This is a genomic window from Streptomyces sp. NPDC050738, from assembly GCF_040654175.1.
Lineage (GTDB): Bacteria > Actinomycetota > Actinomycetes > Streptomycetales > Streptomycetaceae > Streptomyces.
The window spans coordinates 274,575-297,748 of record NZ_JBFAHN010000008.1 but is presented as its reverse complement, the minus strand read 5'-3'; the positions used below and the strand labels follow the sequence as shown (position 1 = coordinate 297,748).

At 71.5% G+C, this 23,174-nt stretch carries 19 protein-coding genes and 1 pseudogene; 6 read left to right on the top strand and 14 right to left on the bottom strand.

From position 1 onward, the window contains the following. The 4 genes from AB0H78_RS22630 to AB0H78_RS22615 all read left to right on the top strand — a co-directional run bounded on the left by AB0H78_RS22630 (position 1) and on the right by AB0H78_RS22615 (position 4,182). Complete coding sequence (locus AB0H78_RS22630) at positions 1 to 1,071, top strand: ABC transporter permease (protein ID WP_363236307.1); 1,071 nt, start codon at positions 1 to 3, stop codon at positions 1,069 to 1,071. Further along, positions 1,068 to 1,982, top strand: a complete 915-nt coding sequence (locus tag AB0H78_RS22625; protein WP_363236306.1) for an ABC transporter permease — start codon at positions 1,068 to 1,070, stop codon at positions 1,980 to 1,982. Before AB0H78_RS22630 ends, AB0H78_RS22625 begins: the two co-directional genes overlap by 4 nt. Further along, positions 1,979 to 3,010 carry an ABC transporter ATP-binding protein gene (locus AB0H78_RS22620; RefSeq protein ID WP_363236305.1) on the top strand — a complete coding sequence of 344 codons (1,032 nt, stop codon included), beginning with the start codon at positions 1,979 to 1,981 and terminating at the stop codon, positions 3,008 to 3,010. Before AB0H78_RS22625 ends, AB0H78_RS22620 begins: the two co-directional genes overlap by 4 nt. A gap of 173 nt (positions 3,011 to 3,183) precedes the next feature. After that, positions 3,184 to 4,182 carry an ABC transporter ATP-binding protein gene (locus tag AB0H78_RS22615; RefSeq protein WP_363236304.1) on the top strand — a complete coding sequence of 333 codons (999 nt, stop codon included), beginning with the start codon at positions 3,184 to 3,186 and terminating at the stop codon, positions 4,180 to 4,182. Here AB0H78_RS22615 and AB0H78_RS22610 read toward each other — a convergent pair. Both AB0H78_RS22610 and AB0H78_RS22605 read right to left on the bottom strand, forming a co-directional pair. Further along, positions 4,173 to 4,766 (bottom strand): GNAT family N-acetyltransferase, encoded by a 594-nt coding sequence (locus tag AB0H78_RS22610; protein WP_363236303.1) that lies wholly within the window; start codon positions 4,764 to 4,766, stop codon positions 4,173 to 4,175. The two genes, AB0H78_RS22615 and AB0H78_RS22610, sit on opposite strands and share 10 nt — an antisense overlap. Positions 4,767 to 4,807: 41 nt before the next feature. Further along, on the bottom strand, positions 4,808 to 5,995 hold the full coding sequence (locus AB0H78_RS22605) for an MFS transporter (protein ID WP_363236302.1): 1,188 nt from the start codon (positions 5,993 to 5,995) through the stop codon (positions 4,808 to 4,810). 58 nt (positions 5,996 to 6,053) lie between these two features. On the opposite strand from AB0H78_RS22605, the gene AB0H78_RS22600 reads away from it, so the two are divergent. Further along, positions 6,054 to 7,025: a winged helix-turn-helix domain-containing protein gene (locus AB0H78_RS22600; RefSeq protein WP_363236301.1), complete on the top strand. Its 972-nt coding sequence runs from the start codon at positions 6,054 to 6,056 to the stop codon at positions 7,023 to 7,025. Between the two features lie 930 nt (positions 7,026 to 7,955). Here AB0H78_RS22600 and AB0H78_RS22595 read toward each other — a convergent pair. Then, positions 7,956 to 9,092 (bottom strand): alpha/beta hydrolase, encoded by a 1,137-nt coding sequence (locus AB0H78_RS22595; RefSeq protein WP_363236300.1) that lies wholly within the window; start codon positions 9,090 to 9,092, stop codon positions 7,956 to 7,958. A 73-nt stretch (positions 9,093 to 9,165) separates the two neighbouring features. Between AB0H78_RS22595 and AB0H78_RS22590 the strand changes: the two genes are divergently transcribed. Beyond that, positions 9,166 to 9,729: a TetR/AcrR family transcriptional regulator gene (locus tag AB0H78_RS22590; RefSeq protein WP_363236299.1), complete on the top strand. Its 564-nt coding sequence runs from the start codon at positions 9,166 to 9,168 to the stop codon at positions 9,727 to 9,729. A 304-nt stretch (positions 9,730 to 10,033) separates the two neighbouring features. On the opposite strand, the pseudogene AB0H78_RS22585 reads toward AB0H78_RS22590, so the two are convergent. From AB0H78_RS22585 to infB, 11 genes and pseudogenes are all read right to left on the bottom strand, one after another. Further along, a pseudogene (locus AB0H78_RS22585) lies at positions 10,034 to 10,593 on the bottom strand (response regulator transcription factor). Between the two features lie 14 nt (positions 10,594 to 10,607). Further along, entirely contained in the window at positions 10,608 to 11,855 is a 1,248-nt protein-coding gene (locus AB0H78_RS22580) for a histidine kinase (protein ID WP_363236298.1), read from the bottom strand. A 384-nt stretch (positions 11,856 to 12,239) separates the two neighbouring features. Then, positions 12,240 to 13,190, bottom strand: coding sequence for a bifunctional riboflavin kinase/FAD synthetase (locus tag AB0H78_RS22575; protein ID WP_363236297.1), 951 nt, complete (start codon positions 13,188 to 13,190; stop codon positions 12,240 to 12,242). 74 nt (positions 13,191 to 13,264) lie between these two features. After that, entirely contained in the window at positions 13,265 to 16,834 is a 3,570-nt protein-coding gene (locus tag AB0H78_RS22570) for a serine protease (protein WP_363236296.1), read from the bottom strand. Between the two features lie 155 nt (positions 16,835 to 16,989). Continuing rightward, positions 16,990 to 17,421: a hypothetical protein gene (locus AB0H78_RS22565; protein ID WP_363236295.1), complete on the bottom strand. Its 432-nt coding sequence runs from the start codon at positions 17,419 to 17,421 to the stop codon at positions 16,990 to 16,992. After that, positions 17,418 to 17,912 carry a hypothetical protein gene (locus AB0H78_RS22560; RefSeq protein WP_363236294.1) on the bottom strand — a complete coding sequence of 165 codons (495 nt, stop codon included), beginning with the start codon at positions 17,910 to 17,912 and terminating at the stop codon, positions 17,418 to 17,420. Before AB0H78_RS22560 ends, AB0H78_RS22565 begins: the two co-directional genes overlap by 4 nt. After that, positions 17,900 to 18,082: a hypothetical protein gene (locus AB0H78_RS22555; protein WP_363236293.1), complete on the bottom strand. Its 183-nt coding sequence runs from the start codon at positions 18,080 to 18,082 to the stop codon at positions 17,900 to 17,902. The genes AB0H78_RS22560 and AB0H78_RS22555 overlap by 13 nt, the downstream gene beginning before the upstream one ends. Positions 18,083 to 18,170: 88 nt before the next feature. Next, entirely contained in the window at positions 18,171 to 19,073 is a 903-nt protein-coding gene (gene truB / locus AB0H78_RS22550) for a tRNA pseudouridine(55) synthase TruB (RefSeq protein WP_363236292.1), read from the bottom strand. After that, positions 19,070 to 19,510, bottom strand: coding sequence for a 30S ribosome-binding factor RbfA (rbfA, locus tag AB0H78_RS22545; protein WP_363236291.1), 441 nt, complete (start codon positions 19,508 to 19,510; stop codon positions 19,070 to 19,072). Before rbfA ends, truB begins: the two co-directional genes overlap by 4 nt. Positions 19,511 to 19,535: 25 nt before the next feature. Next, entirely contained in the window at positions 19,536 to 19,832 is a 297-nt protein-coding gene (locus AB0H78_RS22540; RefSeq protein WP_363236290.1) for a DUF503 domain-containing protein, read from the bottom strand. Positions 19,833 to 19,983: 151 nt separating this feature from the next. Beyond that, positions 19,984 to 23,124, bottom strand: coding sequence for a translation initiation factor IF-2 (gene infB / locus AB0H78_RS22535; protein ID WP_363236289.1), 3,141 nt, complete (start codon positions 23,122 to 23,124; stop codon positions 19,984 to 19,986). Between the last annotated feature and the right edge of the window lie 50 nt (positions 23,125 to 23,174).

Below are 23,174 nucleotides of genomic sequence, written 5' to 3'. Positions count from 1 at the left end.
ATGAGCACTGCCTCCACCACACCGCTGGCGGAGGGTGCGGCCGACGGCCCGGTCCAGATCAGGACCGGGCCGTCCGGCCCCCGCACCCGTAACGCCACCGCCTATCTCCTCTACGTCGCCGGAAAGCTCGGCGGCGCCGCCGTCTCGCTGCTCGCCGTACTGGTCACCAGCTTCTTCCTGTTCCGGATCGTCCCCGGCGACCCGATCCGCACGATGACGCACGGCCGCCCGGTCTCGCACGAACAAATGCTGCAGCTGCGCAAGCAGTTGGGGCTCGACCTCCCGACCTGGCAGCAGTTCACCGAGTACTGCAGCAAGGCGCTCACCGGCGACCTGGGCACCTCGTACCAGTTCCACGCGCCGGTCGGCGACCTGATCGCCCAGAAGTTCCCCGCGACACTCCTCCTGACGGGCGTCGCCGTGCTGCTCTACTCGACGCTCGGCCTCTGGCTGGGGACGCGCTCGGCGTGGAACCACGGCGGTCTCGGCGACAAGATCTCCACGGGCGTCGCGCTGACCCTCTGGTCGGTGCCGTCCTTCTGGCTGGGCCTGCTGCTCATCATCGTCTTCTCGGTGGGCATCGGCCCCATCCCCGGCATGTTCCCGACCGGCGGCATGGAGTCGGGCGACACGACCGGTTTCGCGTACGTACTCGACGTGGCCCACCACATGGTCCTGCCGGTGGTGACGCTGGTGGCGGTCGGTTATGCCCAGACGCTCCTCGTCATGCGCTCTTCCCTCCTGGACGAGATGGGCAACGACTATCTGACGACGGCACGGGCGAAGGGGCTGCGGGACGATCTCGTACGGCGCCGCCATGCCGTCCCCAACGCACTCCTGCCGACCGTCACGATGGTCTTCATCAACCTCGGCCATGTGGCGGCCGGTTCGATCCTCGTCGAGACGGTCTTCTCCTGGCCGGGGCTCGGCGGGCTCTTCTACCAGGCGCTGAGCGTGCCCGATCTCCCGCTCGTCCAGGGCCTGTTCGTGGTCTTCGCAGGGGCGATGATCCTGATGAACCTCATCGCCGATCTGCTCTATCCGCTGCTCGACCCGAGGGTGGGCCGATGACGACCGCACAGCAGTCCCCGCAGTCCGCTCGTTCCCTGACGTGGACCCGCCGCCGTGCCTCGGTGTCCCGCTTCTGGGCGACGTACCGCTCGCACAGGGCCGGCCTCCTCGGCCTGGCCGGCCTTGCCCTGATCGCGCTGGTGGCACTCCTCGCGCCGCTGCTCGTGGGCAGCGACGTCCAGAGCGTCACGACCGCACCGGGCTCCGCCCTGGAGGCCCCGAGCGATGAATTCCTTCTGGGCACCGACCAGTTCGGCCGGTCCCTGTTCGGGCTGCTCATCTGGGGCGCCCGGATCTCTCTGATGGTCGGCCTGCTGGCCGCCTTCCTGTCCGTGGCCATCGGCACGCTGGTCGGGATCATCGCCGGGCACTTCGGCGGCTGGTTCGCGACCGTGCTGATGCGGATCACCGACTGGTTCCTGGTGATGCCGACCCTGGTGCTCGCGATCGTGCTGGCCACCGTCCTCGACCACTCGATCTGGACGGTGATCCTGGCGATCGGCGTGACGAGCTGGCCGACGACCGCCCGCCTGGTGCGGGCCCAGACGCTGGCCGTCGAGTCACGTCCGTACATCGAGCGCGCGAAAGCACTCGGCGGCGGCCACGGCCACGTCATGTCACGGCACGTCCTGCCGAACGTCATGCCGCTGGTCCTCGCCCAGACCACGCTCGGCATCTCCAACGCGATCCTGACGGAGGCGACGCTCGCCTTCCTCGGCCTCGGCGACCCGACCCTCATCTCCTGGGGCGGCATGCTCCAGGACGCGCGGGAAGCGGGCGCGGTCTCGTCGGGACACTGGTGGTACCTGGCGCCGCCCGGGATCGCGATCGCCCTGGTCGCGCTCTCCTTCACCCTGTGCGGACGGGCGATCGAGTCCGTACTCAACCCGAAGCTGGGGGCGGGGCGTTGAGCACTCTGGAGATCAAGAACCTTGAGGTGACGTACGGCTCGGGCGCAGGCGCGGTGCCTGCCGTACGAGGCGTGGACCTGACGGTGGCCGCGGGCCAGAAACTGGGCATCGCGGGCGAGTCGGGCTGCGGGAAGTCGACACTGGCGCTGGCCCTGCTGCGACTTCTCCCCGCGTCCGCGCGGCTGTCGGGCGAGATCCTGCTCGACGGCGAGGACGTCCTCACCATGAAATGGGGGCGGCTGCGGTCGGTGCGGTGGGCGGGGGCTTCGATCGTCTTCCAGGGCGCGATGCACTCGCTCAACGCGGTGCACCGCATCGGCGACCAGATCGCCGAGCCGCTGCTCGTACACGGGCAGGCGACGCCGGGTGCGGCACGGCGGCGGGTGGGTGAGCTCCTGGAACAGGTGGGGCTGCCTGCGGCGCGGGCCGACGCGTATCCGCACGAGCTGTCGGGCGGGCAACGGCAGCGCGTCATGATCGCGATGGCGCTGGCGTGCGACCCGCAGCTGATCGTCGCGGACGAGCCGACGACGGCGCTGGATGTGATGATCCAGGCCCAGATCCTGCGCCTGATCGAGGAGTTGGTGGCGGAGAAGTCCATCAGCCTGCTGATGATCAGCCATGACCTGGCGGTGCTTTCTGACACGTGCGACCGGCTTGCGGTGATGTACGCGGGCCGGGTGGTGGAGGAGGGTCCGGCGGCGGAGGTGTTCGCGGCGGCGTCGCATCCGTATGCGGCCGCCCTGTCGTCGGCGTTCCCCCGGATCGGGGACGCGGCGTCGCGGCGGGCGCCGCGGGGGCTGCCGGGGGATCCTCCGGATCCGGCTGCGCTGCCGACCGGTTGTACGTTCCATCCGCGATGCCCGGTGGCGGAGGCGGTCTGTGCGGAGGAGGACCAGGTGCTGAGGGTGGCTGGTGCGGGGCGGCGCGCGGCGTGCGTACGGGTGGGGGCGGAGCCTGTTCCCCTACCCGCCCCTTCCCGAATCGCCGGAGCGGGGTCAGCAAAATCAAGCCCGTCCGGCGATTGAGGACGAGCGGCCGAAGGTCGCTTGCCGGGGGCGCAGGGGGCGAAGCCCCCGCACAAGCGGGGCCCGGGGCGGCAGCCCCGGTTTCGGGAAGGGGCGGGACTGGGGAAATCCTCCGCCCGACCCCACCCACCCACCCACACCGTCACCGCCGACCACCCACCCCAGGAGCCCCCATGACGACCACCCCCCTGCTCTCCGCCGACGCCCTCCGCGTCACCTTCCCCGGCCGCCGAGGCGCCCCCTCGGCCCGAGCCGTCGACGGCGTCGACCTCGACATCGCCCCCGGCGAGATCGTCGCGCTCGTCGGCGAGTCCGGCTGCGGCAAGACGTCCCTCGCCCGCGCGCTCCTCGGCCTCGTCGAGCCCACCGCCGGCAAGGTCACCTTCGCCGGCGAGCCGCTCACCCACACCTCCCGCGCACTCAAGGCGTACCGCAAACGCGTCCAGCTCGTCCTCCAGGACCCGAGCGGCTCCCTCAACCCCCGCCACACCGTGTACGAGGCGGTCGCCGAAGGCCTCCGCATCCACGGCCACGAGGGCGACGAACGCGAGGCGGTCTCCCAAGCCCTCTCCCGCGCGGGCCTCCGGCCCCCCGAGCGCTTCTTCCTCCGCTACCCCCACGAGCTCTCCGGCGGCCAGCGCCAGCGCGTCGTCATCGCAGGCGCACTCGTCCTCGACCCCGAACTGATCGTCGCCGACGAACCCGTGGCCTCCCTCGACGCCTCCGTACGCGGTGAGATCCTCGCCCTCCTCCTCACCCTCCGCGACGAACTCGGCCTCTCCGCCCTGGTCGTGACCCACGACCTCGGGCTCGCCTGGAACATCGCGGACCGCGTGGCCGTCATGTACCTGGGCCGCATCGTCGAGTCGGGCCCGGTCGAAGAGGTCCTCACCCACCCCCAACACCCCTACACCCAGGCCCTCCTCTCCGTGCTCCCCGAGGCGGACGGCGAACCGGTGGTCCTCTCCGGCGAGCCCCCGGACCCCACCCGCATCCCCGGCGGCTGCCGATTCCACGCTCGCTGCCAGATCCTGGCGAGCGGCGAGGCGCAGGCCGCCGGAGTCGCGGACCGCTGCCGTACGGAGGACCTGCCCGTCCTGAGCGGCGGGGCCCCGGACCAGCAGGTCACGTGCCACTGGGCCGCCGCGCGGCGATCCGTACCTCAGGACTGACCCCGAGTGCCGCGGACCCGGGCGTGGAGGTGCATGTCGTGCCAGCCGTCGGCGTGCAGCGCGGCCCCGCGCCGTACGCCTTCCGCCTCGAAGCCCGACTTGACCGCGACACGGCAGGAGGCCTGGTTGGCGGTCGAGTGCTCCAATTCGAGCCGCTGGAAGCCCACTTCACCCAGCGCCCAATCGCTCAGCGCTCCGACCGCGCGCGGGCAGACCCCGCCGCCGCGCGCAGCGGGCGCCACCCAGTAGGAGAGAAAGGCCACGCCGTCGGCAAAGTTCAACTCCCGCAGCGACATCTTCCCCAGCACGGCATAGGTATCGGTATCGGCGATCGCCCAGTGCGCGTTCCGCTCCGTCCCCCAGGCCGCCCGCCAGCCCGCGATCCACTCCCCCGCCTCGGCCAGGGAGTCCGCCCTGCGCACATGCCAGCGCTGGATCGCCGGATCCTGGTACGCCGCCATGACGGCCCCGGCGTCACCGGGCAGCCATGGCCGCAGAACCGCGCCTCCCCCGACCGGCAGAACTGGCTGCTCGCTCCCGGAGAGAGAACCGGCGGCTATCGCGGGGGTGCTCAGTTCAGGCATGTCCCGCATTCTCCGCACCCCCGTGCACAGGGACAACTCACTTAAGACGCAGGCACGTTGACCACCGCCCCCGGCGCCCTCCGCAGCCCCGGCGTCTGCACCACCGAGACCAGCACCGACGCCCCCGCCATCACCGCCATCGCGCTGCCTGCGGACATGTACTGGGCGACGCCGCCCGCCAGCGCCGCCCCCACGCCCTGCATCGTGAGCATCCCCGAGGTGTGCAGCCCGAGCGCCTGTCCCTGTACGTCGCCGGGCGTGAGCTCCACCAGCTGCTCCATCAGGACCAGGCTCGCCGCGTACCCCACCGAGGCCACGGCGATGGCGGCCAGCGCGACGGGCAGCCCCGGCCGCAGCGCGAAGAGCAGGTACGGGACCGCGAGCAGCAGCCGCAGCGGGGTCGCGAGCCGGGCCCGCCACACCACCGGGACCACCCGCCCGACCAGCACATCGCCCGCGAACATCCCGAAGGCGGCGACCGCCAGCAGCAGGCCCGCGCGCTCGGGTGCGTACGGGACGAAGAGTGCCTCGCAGCCGACGATCAGCCCGTTGGGCAGCCAGAGCGCGAGCAGGACGGCCCGCCTCGGCGCGGACGCGAAGAGCAGCTTGTTGACCCGCCAGGTCTCGCGGACCGAGGGCCGGCCGGTGGCGCGCGCGGGCCTGCGGCTCAGTCCGTACCGCGCGACGAGAGCCCCTGCCACATCAAGTCCCGCCGCGATCAGCAGAGTTGAGCGCGGTGACGTGGCGGCGACCAGCAGCCCGCCCATCCCGAAGCCGCAGATCTGCATCAGCCCGCCCGACATGTTGAACACCGACCGGCCGAGGACGTAGCCCTCCTTCGGCACGATCTCGGCGAGCAGCCCGTACTTCACCCCGCCGCCCACGGAACCGACGAGCCCGAGCAGCAGGATCACCGCGAAGGAGCCCCAGAGGGGCATTCCGGGTACGGCGAGGAGGGCGGATCCGCAGCCGAGTACGAGCGCGAGGGCGACCAGGGCGGCGCGCGGCCGCAGCCGGTCGGCCGCCGAGAGCAGCGCCGCCGCCCCGACGACCTGCGCGAAGGAGCCGCCGAACATGGACAGGGCGGAGAGCAGAGGCGAGCCGGTGCGCTCGTACACGAGCACGCCCAGCGCGATGCCGCCGACGGTCTGCGCCGCACCCGTGAGGGAGACGGTGACGAAGAGCGGGGTGAACTCCGGTGTGCGGAACAGATCCTGGTAACTGCGCATGGGTCGGAGCCTGGGCTCCCCGGCGCGGAGGGGACAATGTTTCGCGGGGAGGCGAAACATGGGGTTGTGGCTGCTGGACGCGGACACGCTGGTCCGGAGTCGGTTCGTGCTGTCCGCGCTGTCCGAGACCGTGGCCTGTCTGACCGCGCTGGAGTACGGGCATGCCGCACACCCGGGTGCGCGGGCCTGGCTTGCGGCGCACCGCCCCGACTACCAGCGGCTCCTCGCGGCCGATCCGGTCACGGCCCGGCTCGTACGGGCAGGACTGCGCCCGCGCTGGACGGCGGACTTCTTCACACCCGTGCCGCCGTCGACCGGCACTCCTTCCTTCGAGACCGAGGTCGCCGAGGTGCGTGCGACACCGCCGCGGACGGCGGTGGAGTGCCTGCGCGTCTCGATGGACGGCCGGCTGCCTCCGGCTCTCGTACGCGACGACCTGCCCGCCCGCGCCGCCGATCTCATGGAGTGGGTGTGGAGGGAGACGGTCCTGCCCTACTGGCCGCGTCGCCGCCGCCTTCTGGAGGCCGATGTCCTGTCCCGCACACAGCAGTTGACCACGGGTGGATGGGCGGCGGCGCTGGACGACATGCGCCCGGGGATGCGGTGGCTGGGCGACGGGCGGCTGCAGATCAACCGGTACGACTACCCTCCGCGCGAGGTGGCGGGCGCGGAACTGCTCTTCGTACCGACGACCGGCAATTCCGGCTGGGTCGCCTGGGACGAGACGGAGCGCCGCTTCGCCGTGGTGTACCCGTACGCGGGCGCCCTGTCCGAACCGGACCGCGCCCCCCTGCCCGGAGCCCTCTCCCGGCTTCTGGGCCCCGGCAGGGCGGCGGTCCTCGTCCTGCTCGCCACCCCGCAGTCCACCACCCAGCTGGTGGCCCTCACCGGTCAGGGCCTGGGCTCGGTGGGCCGCCACCTGAAGGTGCTGCTGGACGCGGGACTGGTCGGGAGGCGCAGGGCGGGGCGCTCGGTGCTGTACTTCCGCACGCCGGTCGGAGACGCGGTGGCGCGGGAACGGGGGGCTTGACCTCCTACCAGGTGGCTCTTGTCGGGGTCGGATAGGTGGGCCCCCCTGCCGACCGATACCTGGAGTGTGGCGTTTCCGGCGCGGAGTAAAGGGCGCGACTGCGTCGCGTCGGCTACGCCGATTCCGCTGCGCTCCACCCTTGACACCACCCCTCCACCGCAAAAACTTGGCGGGTTATCGGTCGGCAGAGGGTCCTGGCCGCATAAAGGAGAAGGCAGGCCTGCGGTGCGGTCAGCCCGTGGCAGAACGGCACCCGCTGGACGAGTGGCGCGGGTCTGCTCGGCGGGTGCGGGACGGCGGACCGGACTCCCGGGGAGCGATTCGTGCCCCTAACTGAACACACACCCACCCCCACGCCCGACGAACACCAGACACACAGGCATCGTTGCAGGTCACAGCCCTGCACCCCGGGGACCAGATGGTTGAACGCTCAAGTGGGTCACCTAAGGGGCACTCCCACCGCTTCCGCCCACCCGAAACAGCGACCAGCGGGGCATGAAGTCCCGCCCAGCGACGGCCTCTTGACGCCGAACCGAGCGCCACCGCCCCACGCAAGTCGTGCGACCTCCACCCCCGGCGCGGGGAGCGGAGCTCCACCTTGGATGCTGTGACGATCACCCCCCGCCGAAGTGCCCCGCAGCCGAACCGCCCAGTCCCACCGGTCCGCAGGAGCAGCGCGGTCTCCACGAAACCCCCGCCCCATCGCGGCAGCAGCCAGCCGGACGAGCCCCCAAGGGCTCGGCCTACGACGCGCAGCGTCGTAGATCACTCACACCAACATCCGCGAAACCCGCCACCGCGCGCAGCGCACCCACCAACCCCAGCCCCCCACCTGTTCGTCGTAGCTGCCTCCTTGCGCCGAAGGCGCGAAACGCCGCGCAACCGCCCCACCCACCCGAAGCCCACCACCCAGCGCCACCGTGGAGACCCCTAGTTCACCCTCCTCTCCCCTGCCGTCACCCACGCCGCAAAATCCTCGATGCCGTCGATGAGGGCCTCGAAGCGGAAGGAGTGGAAGAGGTCGAAGGCGTGGTGTCCGCCCGGGAGTTCGATGTACACGACAGGCGAAGTGGAGACCGCGCGCAGCGCGGTGACGAGGGCCTTGGGGTTCGCCGTCTCCACCAGCTCGTCCAGATCACCGTGCGCGATGAGGAACGGGGGTGCGTCCGCCCTGACCAGGTTCACCGGGTTGGTCGCCGGGTCTCCGTCGAAGTACTCGGCGAGAAAGCCGTTCAGCGCGATGGCACCCGCCACGGAGGTGTCCGCCTCCTCGAAGCCGGGCTGGTAGACGGGGTCGTTGGGGGTCAGGGCCGCCTGCGCCGCCATGTGGCCGCCTGCGGAACTCCCCGACACGAACACCGCCGCATCGGAGTCGGCGCCGTACTCCTTGGCGTGCTCGCGCGCCCAGGCGATCACCTTCTTCGCGTCGATCAGGTGATCGGGGTGCGAAAAGGCGGGCCGAAGACGGTAGTTGGCGCTGATGCAGACCCAGCCCTGGCTCGCGAGCCGGTAGAGGAGCGGCAGTGACTGGGTGTCCTTGCGGCCCTGGTCGTAGTGGCCTCCATGGAAGTGGATCAGTACAGGACCGCCCTCGGGCCGCGCGCGGTGGTGGTACACGTCGAGGAGATTGCGGCGGCCCGCATCCCCGTATTCGAGGTTGCGCACCCGCCTGACGTCACGGCGGCGGCGGAAGACCGGCCTGAGCAGGATGCGCGCGAGCGGCGGCCGGCGGCGCGTACCCGCCCCCGCGCCGAGCGCCTCGTCCAGGGCGGGTACGACCACGGACGCCGTCCGCATCCCGCGCCGTAGGACCACCACGAGTCCGGCCGCCGGGAGCACGGCCAGACCGACGACCACCCGGTCGGCGGTCGTGGCGATGTCACCCTCCGCGAAGGCCAGGGCAGTTGCCAGCACGAGCCCGTAGAGGGCGAGGTGCGGCACCTCGTTGAAGACCAGGCCGAGCCGGTAACTGAAGTAGAAAAGCGGCTTCGGACCGTGGATGCACGTCACGCAGAACACCACGATCAGCGTGGCCAGCACCACGGTCACCAGATATCCAACTGCCAACGAAATCACTCCTGTTCGACCCGAAATCCAAAGTACCCCATCCGTGGTACCACGGATGGGGTACTTTGGATACGTGAATCAGGAAAGACGGGATCGCCTGGGCGACGCGGCCATCGACGTCCTGGCCCAGGTCGGCAGCCGGGGTCTGACGCACCGGGCCGTGGACGCCGCAGCGGACGTGCCCCTGGGCACCACGAAGAACTACTTCCCCACCAGGGACGCCCTGTTGTGGGCGGGTACGCAGCGCATTATCGAGCTGTACGCGGCGATCCCCAGAACCATCCCCACCGACCGCACAGGCCTGACCGCGCTGCTGCGCACGCTCCTGGAGCACGCGCAGGGGCCCGGCCGCACGCGGGTGCTCGCCCTCCTGGAGCTGCAGCGCGAGGCGACGCGGACCGCGTGGCTGGCAGAGTCGCTCGACGCCTTCTCGGCCGCCGACTTCGCCTACTTCGAGAAGGCCCAGCGCAGCGCCGGCCTGCCCGTGACCCCGCAGCGCGCCGCCGCGGTCACGCTGGCCCTGCATGCCTCACTCCCCTACCTGGTCGCACAGGCTCCCGCCGCGCAGACGGCAGCCGGACTCGACGACCTCGACGGGTTCGTCAACAGCCTCCTCGACACGGCGTACGGGACCTAGAGGCCCTAGCAGCGCCCGACCTCGGTGCCCGGGCCGCCTGGGCCTGACACCGGACGGGCAGGGGCCGTGGGTTCTCCACCGCTGTCAGCTCGTCCATCAACTGGAAGGCTTGGAACACGAAGCCGATGGTCGCGCACCGGAAGTTGGCCGGCGCGCGCTCACTCAGCCAGTCCACGCGGGTGGCGGCGACGTACTCAGCAGCGGGGTGGAGTTCATCGAATCGGCCGTCCCGGACAGCCCCGACGCGAAGCGCGCATGCCGAAGAAGCACCGGGCTGTCCGCCCGTGCCGACGCCAGAGGCCGGTCAGGCCTGGGACGCTCCGAGGAAGCGCAGAACGGCGAGCACGCGGCGGTGGTCCGTGTCGATCACCAGCAGGTCGAGCTTGGCGAAGATGTTGTTGATGTGCTTGGCCACCGCACTCTCGCCGACCGCCAGCACCTCGGCGATGCCGGCATTGGAGCGCCCCTCGGCCATGAGGCCCAGTACGTCCCGTTCACGAGGGGTCAGCCGGTCCAGCGGGTCGTTGTCCCGTCGCTGCAGCAGCAGCTGGGCGACGACCCGCGGATCCAGCGCCGTGCCCCCGTCCGCGACCCGCTGCACCGCCTCCACGAACTCCCCCACATCGGCGATGCGTTGCTTGAGCAGGTAGCCCACGCCGCTGGTGTCGGTCGCCAGCAGGTCGGCCGCGTACCGCTCCTCCACGTACTGCGAGAGCAGCACCCCCGCCGTCCGCGGCCACCGCCGACGGAGCACCACCGGTGCTCCTCCACTGCCGCCAGCAGCGCTTCCCCGTCACCCACTTCCGCGGCGACCTGGAAACCACCCGTCTCCAGCACCTTGACCAGACCGATCCGCAACAGCACCTAGTCCTCGGCGATCACTGCTCGCACGGAAACTCCGCCGCGATGGTCGTCGGCCCCCCGACGGGGCTGCTGACGCGGAAGGTCCCGTCGACGGAGCCGACCCGCTTGGCCAGCCCGCTCAGCCCCGTACCGGCGGAGGCGTCGGCACCACCCAGTCCGTCGTCGGTGACATTCACCCGCAACACCTTCCCGACCCTCCTGACGGTCACCTCGGCACGTGTCGCGCGAGCATGCTTGGTCACGTTGGCCAGCGCCTCGGAGATCACGAAGTATGCGACCGCCTCCACAGCGCGCACCACCCGCCCCTCAAGATCGACCCGCAGGCGCACCGGCAATGGCGCCCGGGCGGCCAACCCGGACAACGCCGCGTCCAGCCCTCGGTCTTCGAGGACGGCTGGGTGCAACCCGCGTAACAGATCGTTGAGTTCGGCGATCGCCTCCTTCGCCTCGAGGTGTGCCTCCGCGATCACCTCGCGGGCCGCCTCACCCGGCAGGTCGGGGCGCGTGGCCATGGCCAGGCCCAGGTTGACCGCGAGGGAGACCAGTCGCTGCTGGGTGCCGTCGTGCAGGTCACGCTCGATCCGGTGGCGCTCGGCGTCGACTGCCTCGATCAGGTCGGTGCGACTCCCGGCCAGGTACTCGACCCGCTCCTGGAGCCGCTGGGCCCGGCTGGGCCCGAGCAGCGCCAACGCGGATCGCGACTCCGACCGGGCCACCGCCCCCGCCGTCCAGGGCACGGCACACAGGAGGGCGATGCCGGCCACCGTGTAGCACGGCGCCTGCGTCACGTAACCGAACCAGTCCTGGCGGACCCCCGCCGGCAGCACCCACACCCAGCCGTAGGTGACGGCGCCCACCAGGCCCGCGGCCGCCATCGCGAGCACCGACAGCTCCAACGCGGCCATCAGCGGGCCCAGAAGAAGGTGGTATCCGAGCTGGCGCCAGATACGCGTCGAGGAAAGCAGTCGGGCTACTGCCGCCCACGACCACCGCTCCGGCGTAGGCGTCGGCCGAGGGATGTCCACTCCGAGGAGTGCCCGGTGGCGGTACCGCTGAACAGCCGTCAGCACCGGGACACCGAGCAGGATCAGGGCGACCGACACGGTGAGCACCAAAGCCCAGTTCCCCGTCTCGGCGGCGGCCGTCGCGCCCCAGGACCACACGGGCACCAGGCCCAGGTGCGGCGTGACACCGGCGGCCAGGAAGCCGGTGTCCCTCCGCACCCGAAGCGCCGAGCGCCTCAGCACGGGCGGAATCATCATGATCCGACACTAGGACACCTCGACGGGGGTCTGCCATGAGCCTGGCACCCGAATCCATGGTGGCATCAGTGCCACCACCCCGCCGCGGCCTGGCGAACTCCCGTACCCCATGAAAGGAGAACTCGTCGTGGTTCGGGGGAGGTTGGGGTGTGGTACGGACAGAGGTGTCGGGCCCCGCTCGCATCGAGGGCCCGGCGGAGCAGCGCCTCGTAGCGGATCCACGTCCTGGCCTGATCCTCGCTCCACCCGTCCCTCTGTGACACGGGCGTCGAAGCAGTCCGGAGAAGCTGTTCCTCCCGAGCCCTCAAGGGCCGGGATTCCTGGCCGGCTCAAGTTGAAGAACCCGTCAGCCGCCCACGTGCGTCGGTGCGGGAGGGCGCCGGACTACGCCTCGTACGCCTCGATCAGTTCCTTCGAGCGCTTCACGTCCGCCGCGATGGCCACCAGCAGCGAGTCGATCGAGTCGAACTTCTCCTGGCCGCGCACGTACGCGAGGAACTCCACCGCCACGTGCATCCCGTACAGGTCCAGGCCCAACCGGTCGATGGCGTACGCCTCGACCGTGCGCGCGACCCCGTCGAACTGCGGGTTCGTGCCCACCGAGACCGCCGCCGGCATCCGCTCGCCGTCGGCCGTCAGCCAGCCCGCGTACACGCCGTCGGCCGGGATCGCGGAGTGCGGGAGCGTCTCGACGTTGGCCGTCGGATAGCCCAGTTCGCGGCCGCGCTTCGCGCCGTGCACGACCACGCCCTCGACCTGGTGCGGGCGGCCCAGGATCTCGGCCGCGCCCGTCACCTCGCCCTCGGCGATGAGGCGCCGGGTCAGGGTCGAGGAGAAGGGTTCGCCGCCGCCCGCGTCGCCGCTCACGTACAGGTCGATGACCTCGACACCGAAGTCGTACGTCTCGCCGGTCTCGGCCAGGAAGGCGACATTGCCCGCGGCCTTGTGTCCGAAGCGGAAGTTGGGGCCTTCGACGACGAGCCGCGCGTGCAGCTTGTCGACGAGGACCTTCACCACGAAGTCGGCGGGCGACAGCTTCGAGAACTCCGCCGTGAAGGGGAGGATCAGCAGCGCGTCGACGCCCAGGTCCTCCATCAGCTCCGCGCGCCGGTGGTGCGGGGCGAGCAGCGGGGGGTGCGTGCCGGGGCGTACGACCTCGCTGGGGTGCGGGTCGAAGGTGACGACGACCGAGGGGATGCCCAGCTCACGGGCGCGCTCCACGGCACGCCCGATGATCAGCTGGTGCCCGCGGTGCACGCCGTCGTAGGAGCCGATGGTGACGACGCTGCGTCCCCAGTCCTGGGGGATGTCCTCCAAGCCACGCCAGCGCTGCACTGAGACCGCTCCTCGCCCGAAACCCGAAACCCGAAAATTCGAAACCGAACCTGTGTACGTGAAATCACGCCTTCTTACGCAGGTCTAAGACTGCCATGCCCGGCCGCCCCGGCCCGCATCGGCATGGGTCCGCCGAGCAACTCGACCGTCCGGCGGGCGCTCGGCCCGATCACGGCCGCCCACTCGCCGGGGGCGTCGGCCAGCCAGTCGACGATCTGCGCGGCGAAGCCGGGCACCTCGCCGGCCAGCTCCACCAGGCGCCGGTCGAAGCAGGCGGCGCCTTCGGGCGTACGCACCAGGAGCAGCCCGGTGCGGTGGACGAGGTCCCTGGTCCGGGGCTCGGAGCGGTGCGGGGAGCCGTGCGCGGCGGCCCGCAGGAGCGCGTCCAGGACCGTCGGATCGCAGCCCGCGTACCGCTCGTGGTCCAGGAGTACGTCCAGGAGCTCGGCCCGCATCGCCCGCGAGACACGGGTGCCCGGCGCGGCCAGGACGGGCGCCAGGGCGGCCCGCACCCTGGGCGGCTGCCCGCGCAGGAGGCCGGTGACCAGCGGGTGGATGACGGTTCTGGCGGCGGGGCCGTGCTCGAAGCGGCGCTCCACGAAGGCGGCCGCGTGGGCGGCGCCCTCCGGGTGGTGGTCGACGTACTCCCGTACGAGATCGGCGGCCCGGCGCGCCAGCGCGGGGGTGTCCACCTCGGCGAGCGCCCGCACCACCTCGCCTGCGCCCGCGCCCGGTTCCCTCAGCCGGGCCCGGAAGGCGGCGAGCACCGGGTCCGGGTGGGTGGTGAGGGCGACGGCGGCGGCGGACGCGGGCAGCAGGTCGGAGGAGAACAGGAGCAGGGCGCGGGGCAGATAGCGGGACCTGGTCGCCGGGTCGCTGACGAGGAGGGCGAGCGCGGATCCGTGCACGGTGGTGTCGGCGGTGCGGCCGAGGAGGGCGAGGGCGGCGTACCGGAGCAGCTCGCGGTCCGCGCCGGTGGTCACGTGCGGGGCGGCGAGCAGCCCGTGGACGGCTGCGGCCGCGCGCCGCGCGGGGCGGTCGTCGTGGGCCCAGCGGTCGACGGCCCGGCAGAGCGCGGAGGTCTCGTCCTCGGCGAGCGCGGCGAGCAGTTCGTCGGCGCGGGGGTGCGCGGCGGCCACCAGCGCCTCGGTGAGGTCGTCCACGGCGAGCCGGCGGCGGGCGTAGAGCAGGGCCTGCGCGGCGCGCGCGACGGTGGGCCGTACGTCGGCGCCGGGCGGGGCGGGCAGCGGCCGCTCGTCGGCGAACCATCCGCACAGCAGCACTTGTACGGTGCGCGGCGCCGCGAGCAGCCGCCGCCCGACGGCGTCGAGATAACGGTCGCGGCCCGGGTCGTCGTCGGGTGCCCCGTCGGCGGGCACGAGGCGCCGCAGCAGATCGGCCCGCAGCTCGTCGCCGATGGCCAGCCGTTCCCAGAACGCCGGCCCGAACAGCGCGTATCCACCGAGGTGCCGGGGCACTGCGTCGCGTACGGAGCGCAGCGCGATCCGGTCGGCGAGCCTGCGCAGCACCCCGCGCAGCTCCTCCGCGTCGGGCACGCGCAGCAGCACTTCGGCGAGCAGGTGCGCGGCCCACCAGCGGGCGTCGTCGAGCCGCAGCCGGAGCTCCCCGGAGGGCTCGGACGGAGCTCCCGCGTCGGGCGCGCCTCCCGCATCGGGCGCGCCTCCGGCGCGCGACTGCGGCACGCGGCGGCCCGGCGGGGCGGGCGTCAGCCGGTCGAGGGACTCTACCAACTCGCCCAACCTGCTGCCGAGTTCGGCCGGGCCCCGCTCCCGCCCCACCAGCAGCAGCGCCTGGATCACGGGTCCGATGCGGTGCCGGGGCACGGGCAGCGCACGGGATGCGGGGCGTGCGCCCGGAACGGGCGGGACCCCGTCGCCGGCCCCGGGGCGTGAGGGCAGCCGTACGGTCGGCCCTGGCTCCCCCTCCCCCTCGCCCCAGCGGTGCACCAGCGCGCGCAAAGCCCCGGCCACGTCCAGGTGTTCGCCCTGGAGCCAGTCGGCGAGCTCCTCGTGGGCGAAGCGGTATCCGGCGCCCGCCGGGGTGAGCAGCCCCTCGGTGAGGACCGCCGACGCCCAGCCCGTACGCCAGGGGAAGAGCTCCTCGAAGGCGCTACGGTCCAGCTCCCCCTGCCCCGGCCCCAGACACCGGCGCGCCGCCTCGTGCACCTGCCCCGACACCCGCGCCGCCAGCCTGCGCACGGCGCTCCCGCGCAGCGCGGGCCTGCACGCCGCGGCGATACGGACCGCGATCCGCAGGCACATCAGGTCCAGATGCGCTCCGAAGATCTCCTCCCGGGACGGACAGCCCCCGACATCATCGGGGAGCGCGTCGCGCACCTCCGCGAGGAGCCGCAGGGCGAGGGGGTGCGCGGCGTCGGCGGCCGTCAGGGCGCCGTCGGGGATCGCGTACCGTACGCGCGCCCGATCCGCTTCGGCCGCCGTCAGGTCTCCGATGCGTACGCAGCCGACCGCACCCGCCGGGTAGAGCGCCGAGGCCGGCTCCCAGTGCTCGGGGCGGCAGGCGACGACCATCCGCACCTCGTGCGCCCGCAGCCAACTCGCCGTACCGGACGCCCAGTCGGCGAGCTGGTGCGCCAGCACGGGCGCCATCTCCTCCGGGCCGTCGAGAAGGACGAGCAGCGGCTGGCCCGCATCCGCCGCAAGGCGTGCGACCTGCTCGGGCGTGGCCGCATCCACTCCGCCAGGGGCGACGATCCGCCCGGCCTGCTGAAGGGTCCGGGCCACCGCGTCGGCGACCGACACGTCCCCGGCGCGCAGATCGGCCCCGCGCAGCCAGAGGGTGGGGGCGGGCTCGGCACCCCTGGCGCGGCGGGCGGCGAGCGCGCCCAGCTCGGTCGTACGGCCGCTGCCGGGATCCCCCACCACGCCGAGAACGAGCCCCGCGAAGCGGTCCAACTCCCGAGCCACACAGTCCCGTTCCACGACATCGAGCCGTACGTCGACGGCCCCCACCGAGGTGGCCGTCAGCTCCAGCACGCCCGCCAGATTCAGGTCGCGCCCGAACGCCGGCACGGTCGCGGCATTCCGCAGCAGCAACTCCTCGAGCCCCTCCCCGCGCAACGGCACCGCGAATCCGGCCGCCGCCCGCCCAGCCTCCAGCGCGGTCCCGAGCACCCCGAGCACGGCCCCCGTGACCGCATCGAGCACCGGCCCCCCGGCCGCCTCCCCGCCGAGCCGCAGCGCATTGCTCCCGTCGGTGCCGACGGCCAACTCCAGTGCGGAGTCCAGCAGATGGAACCGGTCGGTGGCGGTGTAGGTGACCTCGGCGCCCCCCAGAATCCGCGCCTCCCGCCACCCGTGGGCGGCGATCCGCACATACGTCCCGGCCGCGATCTCCGCCCGTACCGCGATCGGCAGCGGCCGCACCCCGAGCCCTTCGGTGCGTACGAGGGCGAGTCCGAGCCAGGGCAGCGAGGTGATGTCCTGGGCCTCGGCGAGGAAGGTACGCTCCCCCTCCGCGTGCAGCACGACCCTGCTCAGCCCGTCGACAGCCTCATGACTGGTCACCACCGTGCCGCGACCGTCGGCGAGAAAGCCGGTGCCGCGCGGGCGCCCCGCCAGATCACAGATGCGTACCAGCGTCTCCCGGTCCCCGCGTCCCATACCCCGACGGTAGGCGCGCGGTGATCAGTAAGAGAAGAACGCGGGACGAAAGCGCCCCCGAACGCCCCTCGATTCACTCCGAGCGCCTGCCCGAAGGGGTGAATCCGCGCGGCCCGATGGATAGACCCTCTCCGAGGGGGATGGTGGGTCGGGCGTCAAGCCTGCCCCACCACCCTCAGCGGGTCGTCGATGTGCACGGCGATCGACACCCCGGACGTGGAGGCGAAGACGGCGACGTCCCCTGAGATCCGAATGTCGGTGAAGGGGTTCGAGTCCTGGAAGAAGACGGCCCAGACGAGCGTGAGATCGGCGTTCAGCCGTGCGCAGAAGCCGTTCGACCCATGGGCCCCCTCACCGCCCCAGAGAACTCCTCCGTCGGACAGGGGGACCGCCTTCTGGCCGTCGACCTGCGTGACACCTTCCGGCTCTTCGTCCAGGAACCCGTCGAGGTCGAACTGCTCCGCGACCTTCATTCCGCCGGGCTCACCGGCGTCCAGGTCCACGTCGTACGAGCGGCCGTCCGCGAAGTGCAGGGCGTCCAGAGTCGGCAGCTCATAGCGTGACCAGAGAAGCTCGATCGTGCTCATCGGTCTCCTGAACCTCGGACTCGCACACCCTGCGGAGTGATGAACTCCAGCACACCACCGGGAAGTTGCTCCCCGCAGACAGGGCATTTCGTCTGGAAGCCGTGGTGGCGCGAACGGTCGGTGGAGTCGGCGAAGAGCGGCAGCACCACATCCAGCGCGACCACACGGAACTCCGCTCCGCACGCCGCGTGGACGATCCCCAGCGGCTCGCCGACGACAGCTCCCGCGAAGTCCTCTTCCGTGGCCGCCCCGGAGGCCACGCGCGCGTCGAGCGCCGCCAGGTCGGCGCCGTCGCTCCAGTGCAGGTAATAGCGGTGCAGCGGCCAGCCGGGGCGCCCCCGGACCAGGATGCGGCGAAGCCGTGGGTGATCGGCGAGCAGGCGGTCCTCCGGCTCGTCGAAGCCGGCGATCGGCTCATCCGCCTCGACCAGTTCCCCGGCGGGGAAGTAGCGCAGCTCCCGCCGACGGAGAGTGACGTTCAGCCCGCCCATGGTTCCACCTTGATCGCATCGGGAATCAGCACTTCGCTCTCCCCCAGCTTGGTCCCGAACTCCCGCACATGCGACGCGAATTCACGGACCTTGTCCTCATTCACCGTCGGCCAGTTCACCCCGATGAACTGAAGGAACGACACCACTTCACCAGGCAGCTCGATCGCCATTACGACGAACGGGCAAAGCCCGGCCCCTGAAAGCCTCAAGTGGCTTCCCTGGACCGGGCTTCGAGAAGTGCGCCCGACGATGGGCCGGTCAGCCGAAGACGGCCAGGCTCTTCGCCTTGCCGTGCTGCTCCTCGACGAGCGCGAGGAACTCGCCCTCGGGCCCGAAGACCGCGACCGGACCCGCCGGGTACTCCGGCATCTCCAGGCGCACACCGTTCAGCAGCAGCCTGCCCCGCTTCTCGTCGACGTCCCAGCGCGGGAAGGCGGCCGTGGCCGCGTCCGCGACGGGCATGACGGTCAGCTCCTCCTGGAGCTGGTCCAGGGTCCGGGCGGAATCGATCTTGTACGGACCGACGCGCGTCCTGCGCAGGGCAGTCAGGTGCCCGCCGACGCCGAGACCTGCGCCCAGGTCGCGGGCGATCGCGCGGATGTACGTACCCGAGGAGCAGACGACGGAGACGACCAGGTCGACGACGGGGGTCCCGTCCTCGGCGGTGGCCGGCCGGACGTCGTAGACCTGGAAGGAGGAGACGGTCACCGGGCGGGCCGGAATCTCGAACTCCTCGCCGCCGCGCACCCGTGCGTACGACCGCTTGCCGTCGATCTTGATGGCGCTGACCTTGGACGGCACCTGCATGATGGCGCCGGTCAGCTTCGCGACACCCTCGTCGATCCCCTCACGGGTCACACCGGAGGCGTCCTTGGAGGAGATGAACTCGCCCTCGGCGTCGTCGGTGATCGTGTCCTGGCCGAGGCGGATCGTACCGAGGTACTCCTTCTCGGTCAGGGCGAGGTGCCCGAGCAGCTTGGTGGCGCGCTCGACGCCCAGGACGAGGACGCCCGTGGCCATCGGGTCGAGGGTGCCCGCGTGGCCCACGCGGCGGGTCTTGGCGATCCCGCGCATCTTGGCCACGACGTCGTGCGAAGTGAAGCCGGACGGCTTGTCGACGATGACAAGACCGTCCGGCGTCCTGGTGCTCTGCTGGCTCATTCTGCGGCGTCGTCCTCGCCCGGAACCTTGTACGGGTCCGCGTCACCGGCGTACGTGGCGCCCGAGGACGCCTCGCGCACCTTGGCGTCCGAGGCCCGCGCCTTGTCGAGGAGGTCCTCGATCGCCTTGGCGTTGTCGGGCAGGGCGTCCGCGATGAAGGTGAGGGTCGGCGTGAACTTCGTCCCCGCCGCCGCACCCACCGCGGAGCGCAGGATGCCCTTGGCGCTCTCCAGACCCGCTGCCGCACTGGCCCGGTCCTCGTCGTCGCCGTAGACCGTGTAGAAGACCGTGGCCTCCTGCAGATCGCCGGTGACCCGGGTGTCCGTGATGGTCACGTGCGTACCCAGACGCGGGTCCTTGATGCCGCGCTGCAGCTTCTCGGCGATCACCTTGCGGATGAGGTCCGCCAGCTTCTTCGCCCGCGCGTTGTCGGCCACTGGTCCGTCTCCTTCTCAAGCCTTGCTAATCGTCTTCGTCGCCGTGCAGCCGCCGCCTCACGGACAGCAGCTCCACCTCCGGCCGGGCGGCGACGAGTCGCTCGCACCGGTCGAGTACCTCTGAAAGATGCCCCGTTTCCCCGGACACCATCGCCACACCGATTTCGGCCCTGCGATGGAGATCCTGGTCGCCGACTTCGGCCACGCTCACCGCGAACTTGCGGTGGAGCTCGGCCACGATCGGCCGGACGACGGAGCGTTTCTCCTTCAGCGACCGTACGTCGCCGAGGAGCAGATCGAAGGACAGAGTCCCCACATACATGTGTGTCCGGATGTCCCGCCGGTTCGGGGTCGTGCCCCGCCAACCACTTGGCAAGGACACAAGAACCGTACACGCAACGGCCGGGGCCGCTCGACGGAAATAACTTCCGCCGGGCGGCCCCGACCGATGCAGTGCGGTTCAGCTACACGGACTAGCCGCGCGGCTTCTCGCGGATCTCGTACGTCGCGATGACGTCGTCGATCTTGATGTCGTTGAAGTTGCCGAGGTTGATACCGCCCTCGAACCCTTCGCGGATCTCGGTGACGTCGTCCTTGAAGCGGCGCAGACCGGTGATGTTGAGGTTCTCCGAGATGACCTTGCCATCGCGGAGCAGGCGCGCCTTCGTGTTGCGCTTGACCTCGCCGGAGCGGACCAGCACACCGGCGATGTTGCCCAGCTTGGACGAGCGGAAGATCTCGCGGATCTCCGCCGTACCGAGCTCGACCTCTTCGTACTCCGGCTTGAGCATGCCCTTGAGGGCCGCTTCGATCTCTTCGATCGCCTGGTAGATGACCGAGTAGTACCGGACGTCCACGCCTTCGCGGTCGGCCATCTGAGCCGCACGGCCGGCTGCCCGGACGTTGAAGCCGATGACGATCGCGTCGGAGCCGGTCGCCAGGTCGATGTCCGACTCGGTGACCGCACCCACACCGCGGTGCAGGACGCGGATGTCGACCTCTTCGCCGACGTCGAGCTGGAGCAGCGAAGCCTCGAGGGCCTCCACCGAACCGGACGCGTCGCCCTTGATGATGAGGTTGAGTTCCTGCACCAGACCGGCCTTGAGCGCCTCGTCCAGGTTCTCCAGGGAGAACCGGACACCCTTGCGGGCGAAGCGGACGTTGCGCTCACGCGCTGCACGCTTCTCGGCGATCTGACGGGCGGTGCGATCCTCGTCGACAACCAGGAAGTTGTCGCCGGCACCCGGGACGTTGGTGAGACCGAGGACGAGGACCGGAGTCGAGGGACCCGCCTCTTCCACGTTCTCGCCCTTGTCGTCGAGCATGGCGCGCACTCGGCCGTAGGCGTCGCCCACGACCATCGTGTCACCGACCCGCAGCGTTCCGCGCTGGACCAGGACGGTCGCGACGGCGCCGCGGCCCTTGTCCAGGTGGGACTCGATCGCGATGCCCTGTGCGTCCTGCTCCGGGTTGGCCCGCAGGTCGAGCGAGGCGTCGGCGGTGAGGACGACGGCCTCAAGGAGGGACTCGATGTTGAGGCCCTGCTTGGCGGAGATGTCGACGAACATCGTGTCGCCGCCGTACTCCTCGGCCACCAGACCGAACTCGGTGAGCTGACCGCGCACCTTGGTCGGGTCGGCACCCTCGACGTCGATCTTGTTGACCGCGACGACGATCGGCACGTTGGCCGCCTTCGCGTGGTTCAGCGCCTCGATCGTCTGGGGCATCACACCGTCGTTCGCCGCCACCACGAGGATCGCGATGTCGGTGGACTTCGCACCACGTGCACGCATGGCGGTGAACGCCTCGTGACCCGGGGTGTCGATGAAGGTGATCTTGCGGTCTTCACCGTTGACCTCGGTGGCGACCTGGTACGCACCGATGTGCTGCGTAATACCGCCGGCCTCGCCCGCAACGACATTCGTCTTGCGGATCGCGTCCAGAAGTCGGGTCTTACCGTGGTCGACGTGACCCATGACGGTCACGACCGGCGGACGCGAGACCAGAGCCTCTTCGCCGCCCTCGTCCTCGCCGAACTCGATGTCGAAGGACTCGAGCAGCTCGCGGTCCTCCTCCTCGGGGCTGACGATCTCGAGGACGAAGTTCATCTCGTCCGCGAGCATCTTCAGCGTCTCGTCGGGGACGGACTGTGTGGCCGTCACCATCTCGCCGAGGTTCATCATCACGCCGACGAGCGACGCCGGGTTGGCGTTGATCTTCTCGGCGAAGTCGGTCAGCGAGGCACCGCGGGACAGACGGACGGACTGTCCGTTGCCACGGGGCAGCATGACGCCGCCCACCGACGGAGCCTGCATCGATTCGTATTCCTGGCGCCTCTGGCGCTTCGACTTACGACCACGACGGGCGGGCCCGCCGGGACGGCCGAAGGCACCCTGCGTACCGCCACGGGCGTTGGGACCGCCGGGGCGGCCCTGGAAACCGGGACGACCGCCGAAGCCGCCGCCACCGCCGGGAGCGCCACCGCCACCGGGACGACCGGCGAAGCCGCCGCCGCCACCGGGACGACCGCCGCCACCCGGACCTGCCGGACGACCCTGGAAGCCACCGCCGGCCGGACGGCCTGCGCCGCCACCGCCGCCGGGACGGCCGGGACCGCCACCGGGACCACGGCCACCGGGGCCGCCACCGGGACGGGGAGCTGCAGCGGGACGCTGCGGCATCATGCCGGGGTTCGGACGGTTACCGCCCGGAGCACCACCCGGTCGCGGAGCGCCGCCCTGCGGGCGGGGCATGCCACCGGGGCTCGGACGGCCGGGGCCGCCCTGACCCTGCGGACGCGGGGCGCCGCCGGGGCCGCCCTGCGGACGCGGAGCGCCGGAACGGTCGCCACCGGGACGGTCGCCGCCGGGACGCGGGGCGCCTGCCGGACGGGGAGCGCCCGGACGGGCCATGCCCGTGGAGCCACCGGAGGTGAAGGGGTTGTTGCCCGGACGGGGACCGGCCGGACGTGCGCCGGGACGCGGGGCGCCCTGGCCTGCGGGACGAGCGGGACGCTCGCCGCCGCGCTCGCTGCGGGGTGCGCCGCCCTGGCCGCCGTCACGCTGACCGCCGGCCGGAGCCGGACGGGCGGGACGCGGGCCGGGAGTGGCACCCGCGGGGCGCGGGGCCTGCTGCTGCGGGGCTGCCGCAGCGGGCTGGGCCGGAGCCGGGGCCGAGAACTCGGCGGCCGGAACCGGGGTCACCGGGGCGGGCTTGGCCGGTGCGGGCTTGGGGCCCGGACGCGGACCGGCAGCCGCCGGCGTCGACGGAGCCGCAGCAGGGGTGCTGGGCTCGCTGCTCACGGGGGCCTCGGCGGCGGCCGGCTTGGGAGCCGGTGCGCCGGGCTTCGGAGCAGAGGGACGTGCCGCAGCCGCCGGGGAGGGCGCTGCGGGCTTGGAAGGCGCTGCCTTGCGGGGCGCGCCGGGCTTTGCAGCTGCCGTGCCGGCGTTGCCGCCGGGCCCTTGCAGTGCGTCAGTCAACTTGCGTACAACCGGCGCCTCGATCGTCGAGGACGCCGAACGTACGAATTCACCGAGTTCAGTGAGCTTGGCCATGACGACCTTGCTCTCAACCCCGAACTCCTTGGCGAGTTCGTATACCCGGACCTTAGCCACTTCGCTCCTTTTAGGTCCGGGTTACCGCCGGACCGTCGCTACTTCATGGG

Excerpts from the sequence above, each read along its gene's own strand:
- AB0H78_RS22560 (WP_363236294.1), bottom strand. The coding sequence starts at position 17,912 with ATGGGCGGGCTGAACGTCACTCTCCGTCGGCGGGAGCTGCGCTACTTC.
- AB0H78_RS22565 (WP_363236295.1), bottom strand. The coding sequence starts at position 17,421 with ATGAGCACGATCGAGCTTCTCTGGTCACGCTATGAGCTGCCGACTCTG.
- AB0H78_RS22570 (WP_363236296.1), bottom strand. The coding sequence starts at position 16,834 with ATGGGACGCGGGGACCGGGAGACGCTGGTACGCATCTGTGATCTGGCG.
- AB0H78_RS22625 (WP_363236306.1), top strand. The coding sequence starts at position 1,068 with ATGACGACCGCACAGCAGTCCCCGCAGTCCGCTCGTTCCCTGACGTGG.
- AB0H78_RS22540 (WP_363236290.1), bottom strand. The coding sequence starts at position 19,832 with ATGTATGTGGGGACTCTGTCCTTCGATCTGCTCCTCGGCGACGTACGG.
- AB0H78_RS22605 (WP_363236302.1), bottom strand. The coding sequence starts at position 5,995 with ATGCGCAGTTACCAGGATCTGTTCCGCACACCGGAGTTCACCCCGCTC.
- AB0H78_RS22555 (WP_363236293.1), bottom strand. The coding sequence starts at position 18,082 with ATGGCGATCGAGCTGCCTGGTGAAGTGGTGTCGTTCCTTCAGTTCATC.
- AB0H78_RS22615 (WP_363236304.1), top strand. The coding sequence starts at position 3,184 with ATGACGACCACCCCCCTGCTCTCCGCCGACGCCCTCCGCGTCACCTTC.
- AB0H78_RS22580 (WP_363236298.1), bottom strand. The coding sequence starts at position 11,855 with ATGATGATTCCGCCCGTGCTGAGGCGCTCGGCGCTTCGGGTGCGGAGG.
- AB0H78_RS22610 (WP_363236303.1), bottom strand. The coding sequence starts at position 4,766 with ATGCCTGAACTGAGCACCCCCGCGATAGCCGCCGGTTCTCTCTCCGGG.
- truB (WP_363236292.1), bottom strand. The coding sequence starts at position 19,073 with ATGAGCCAGCAGAGCACCAGGACGCCGGACGGTCTTGTCATCGTCGAC.
- AB0H78_RS22600 (WP_363236301.1), top strand. The coding sequence starts at position 6,054 with ATGGGGTTGTGGCTGCTGGACGCGGACACGCTGGTCCGGAGTCGGTTC.
- AB0H78_RS22630 (WP_363236307.1), top strand. The coding sequence starts at position 1 with ATGAGCACTGCCTCCACCACACCGCTGGCGGAGGGTGCGGCCGACGGC.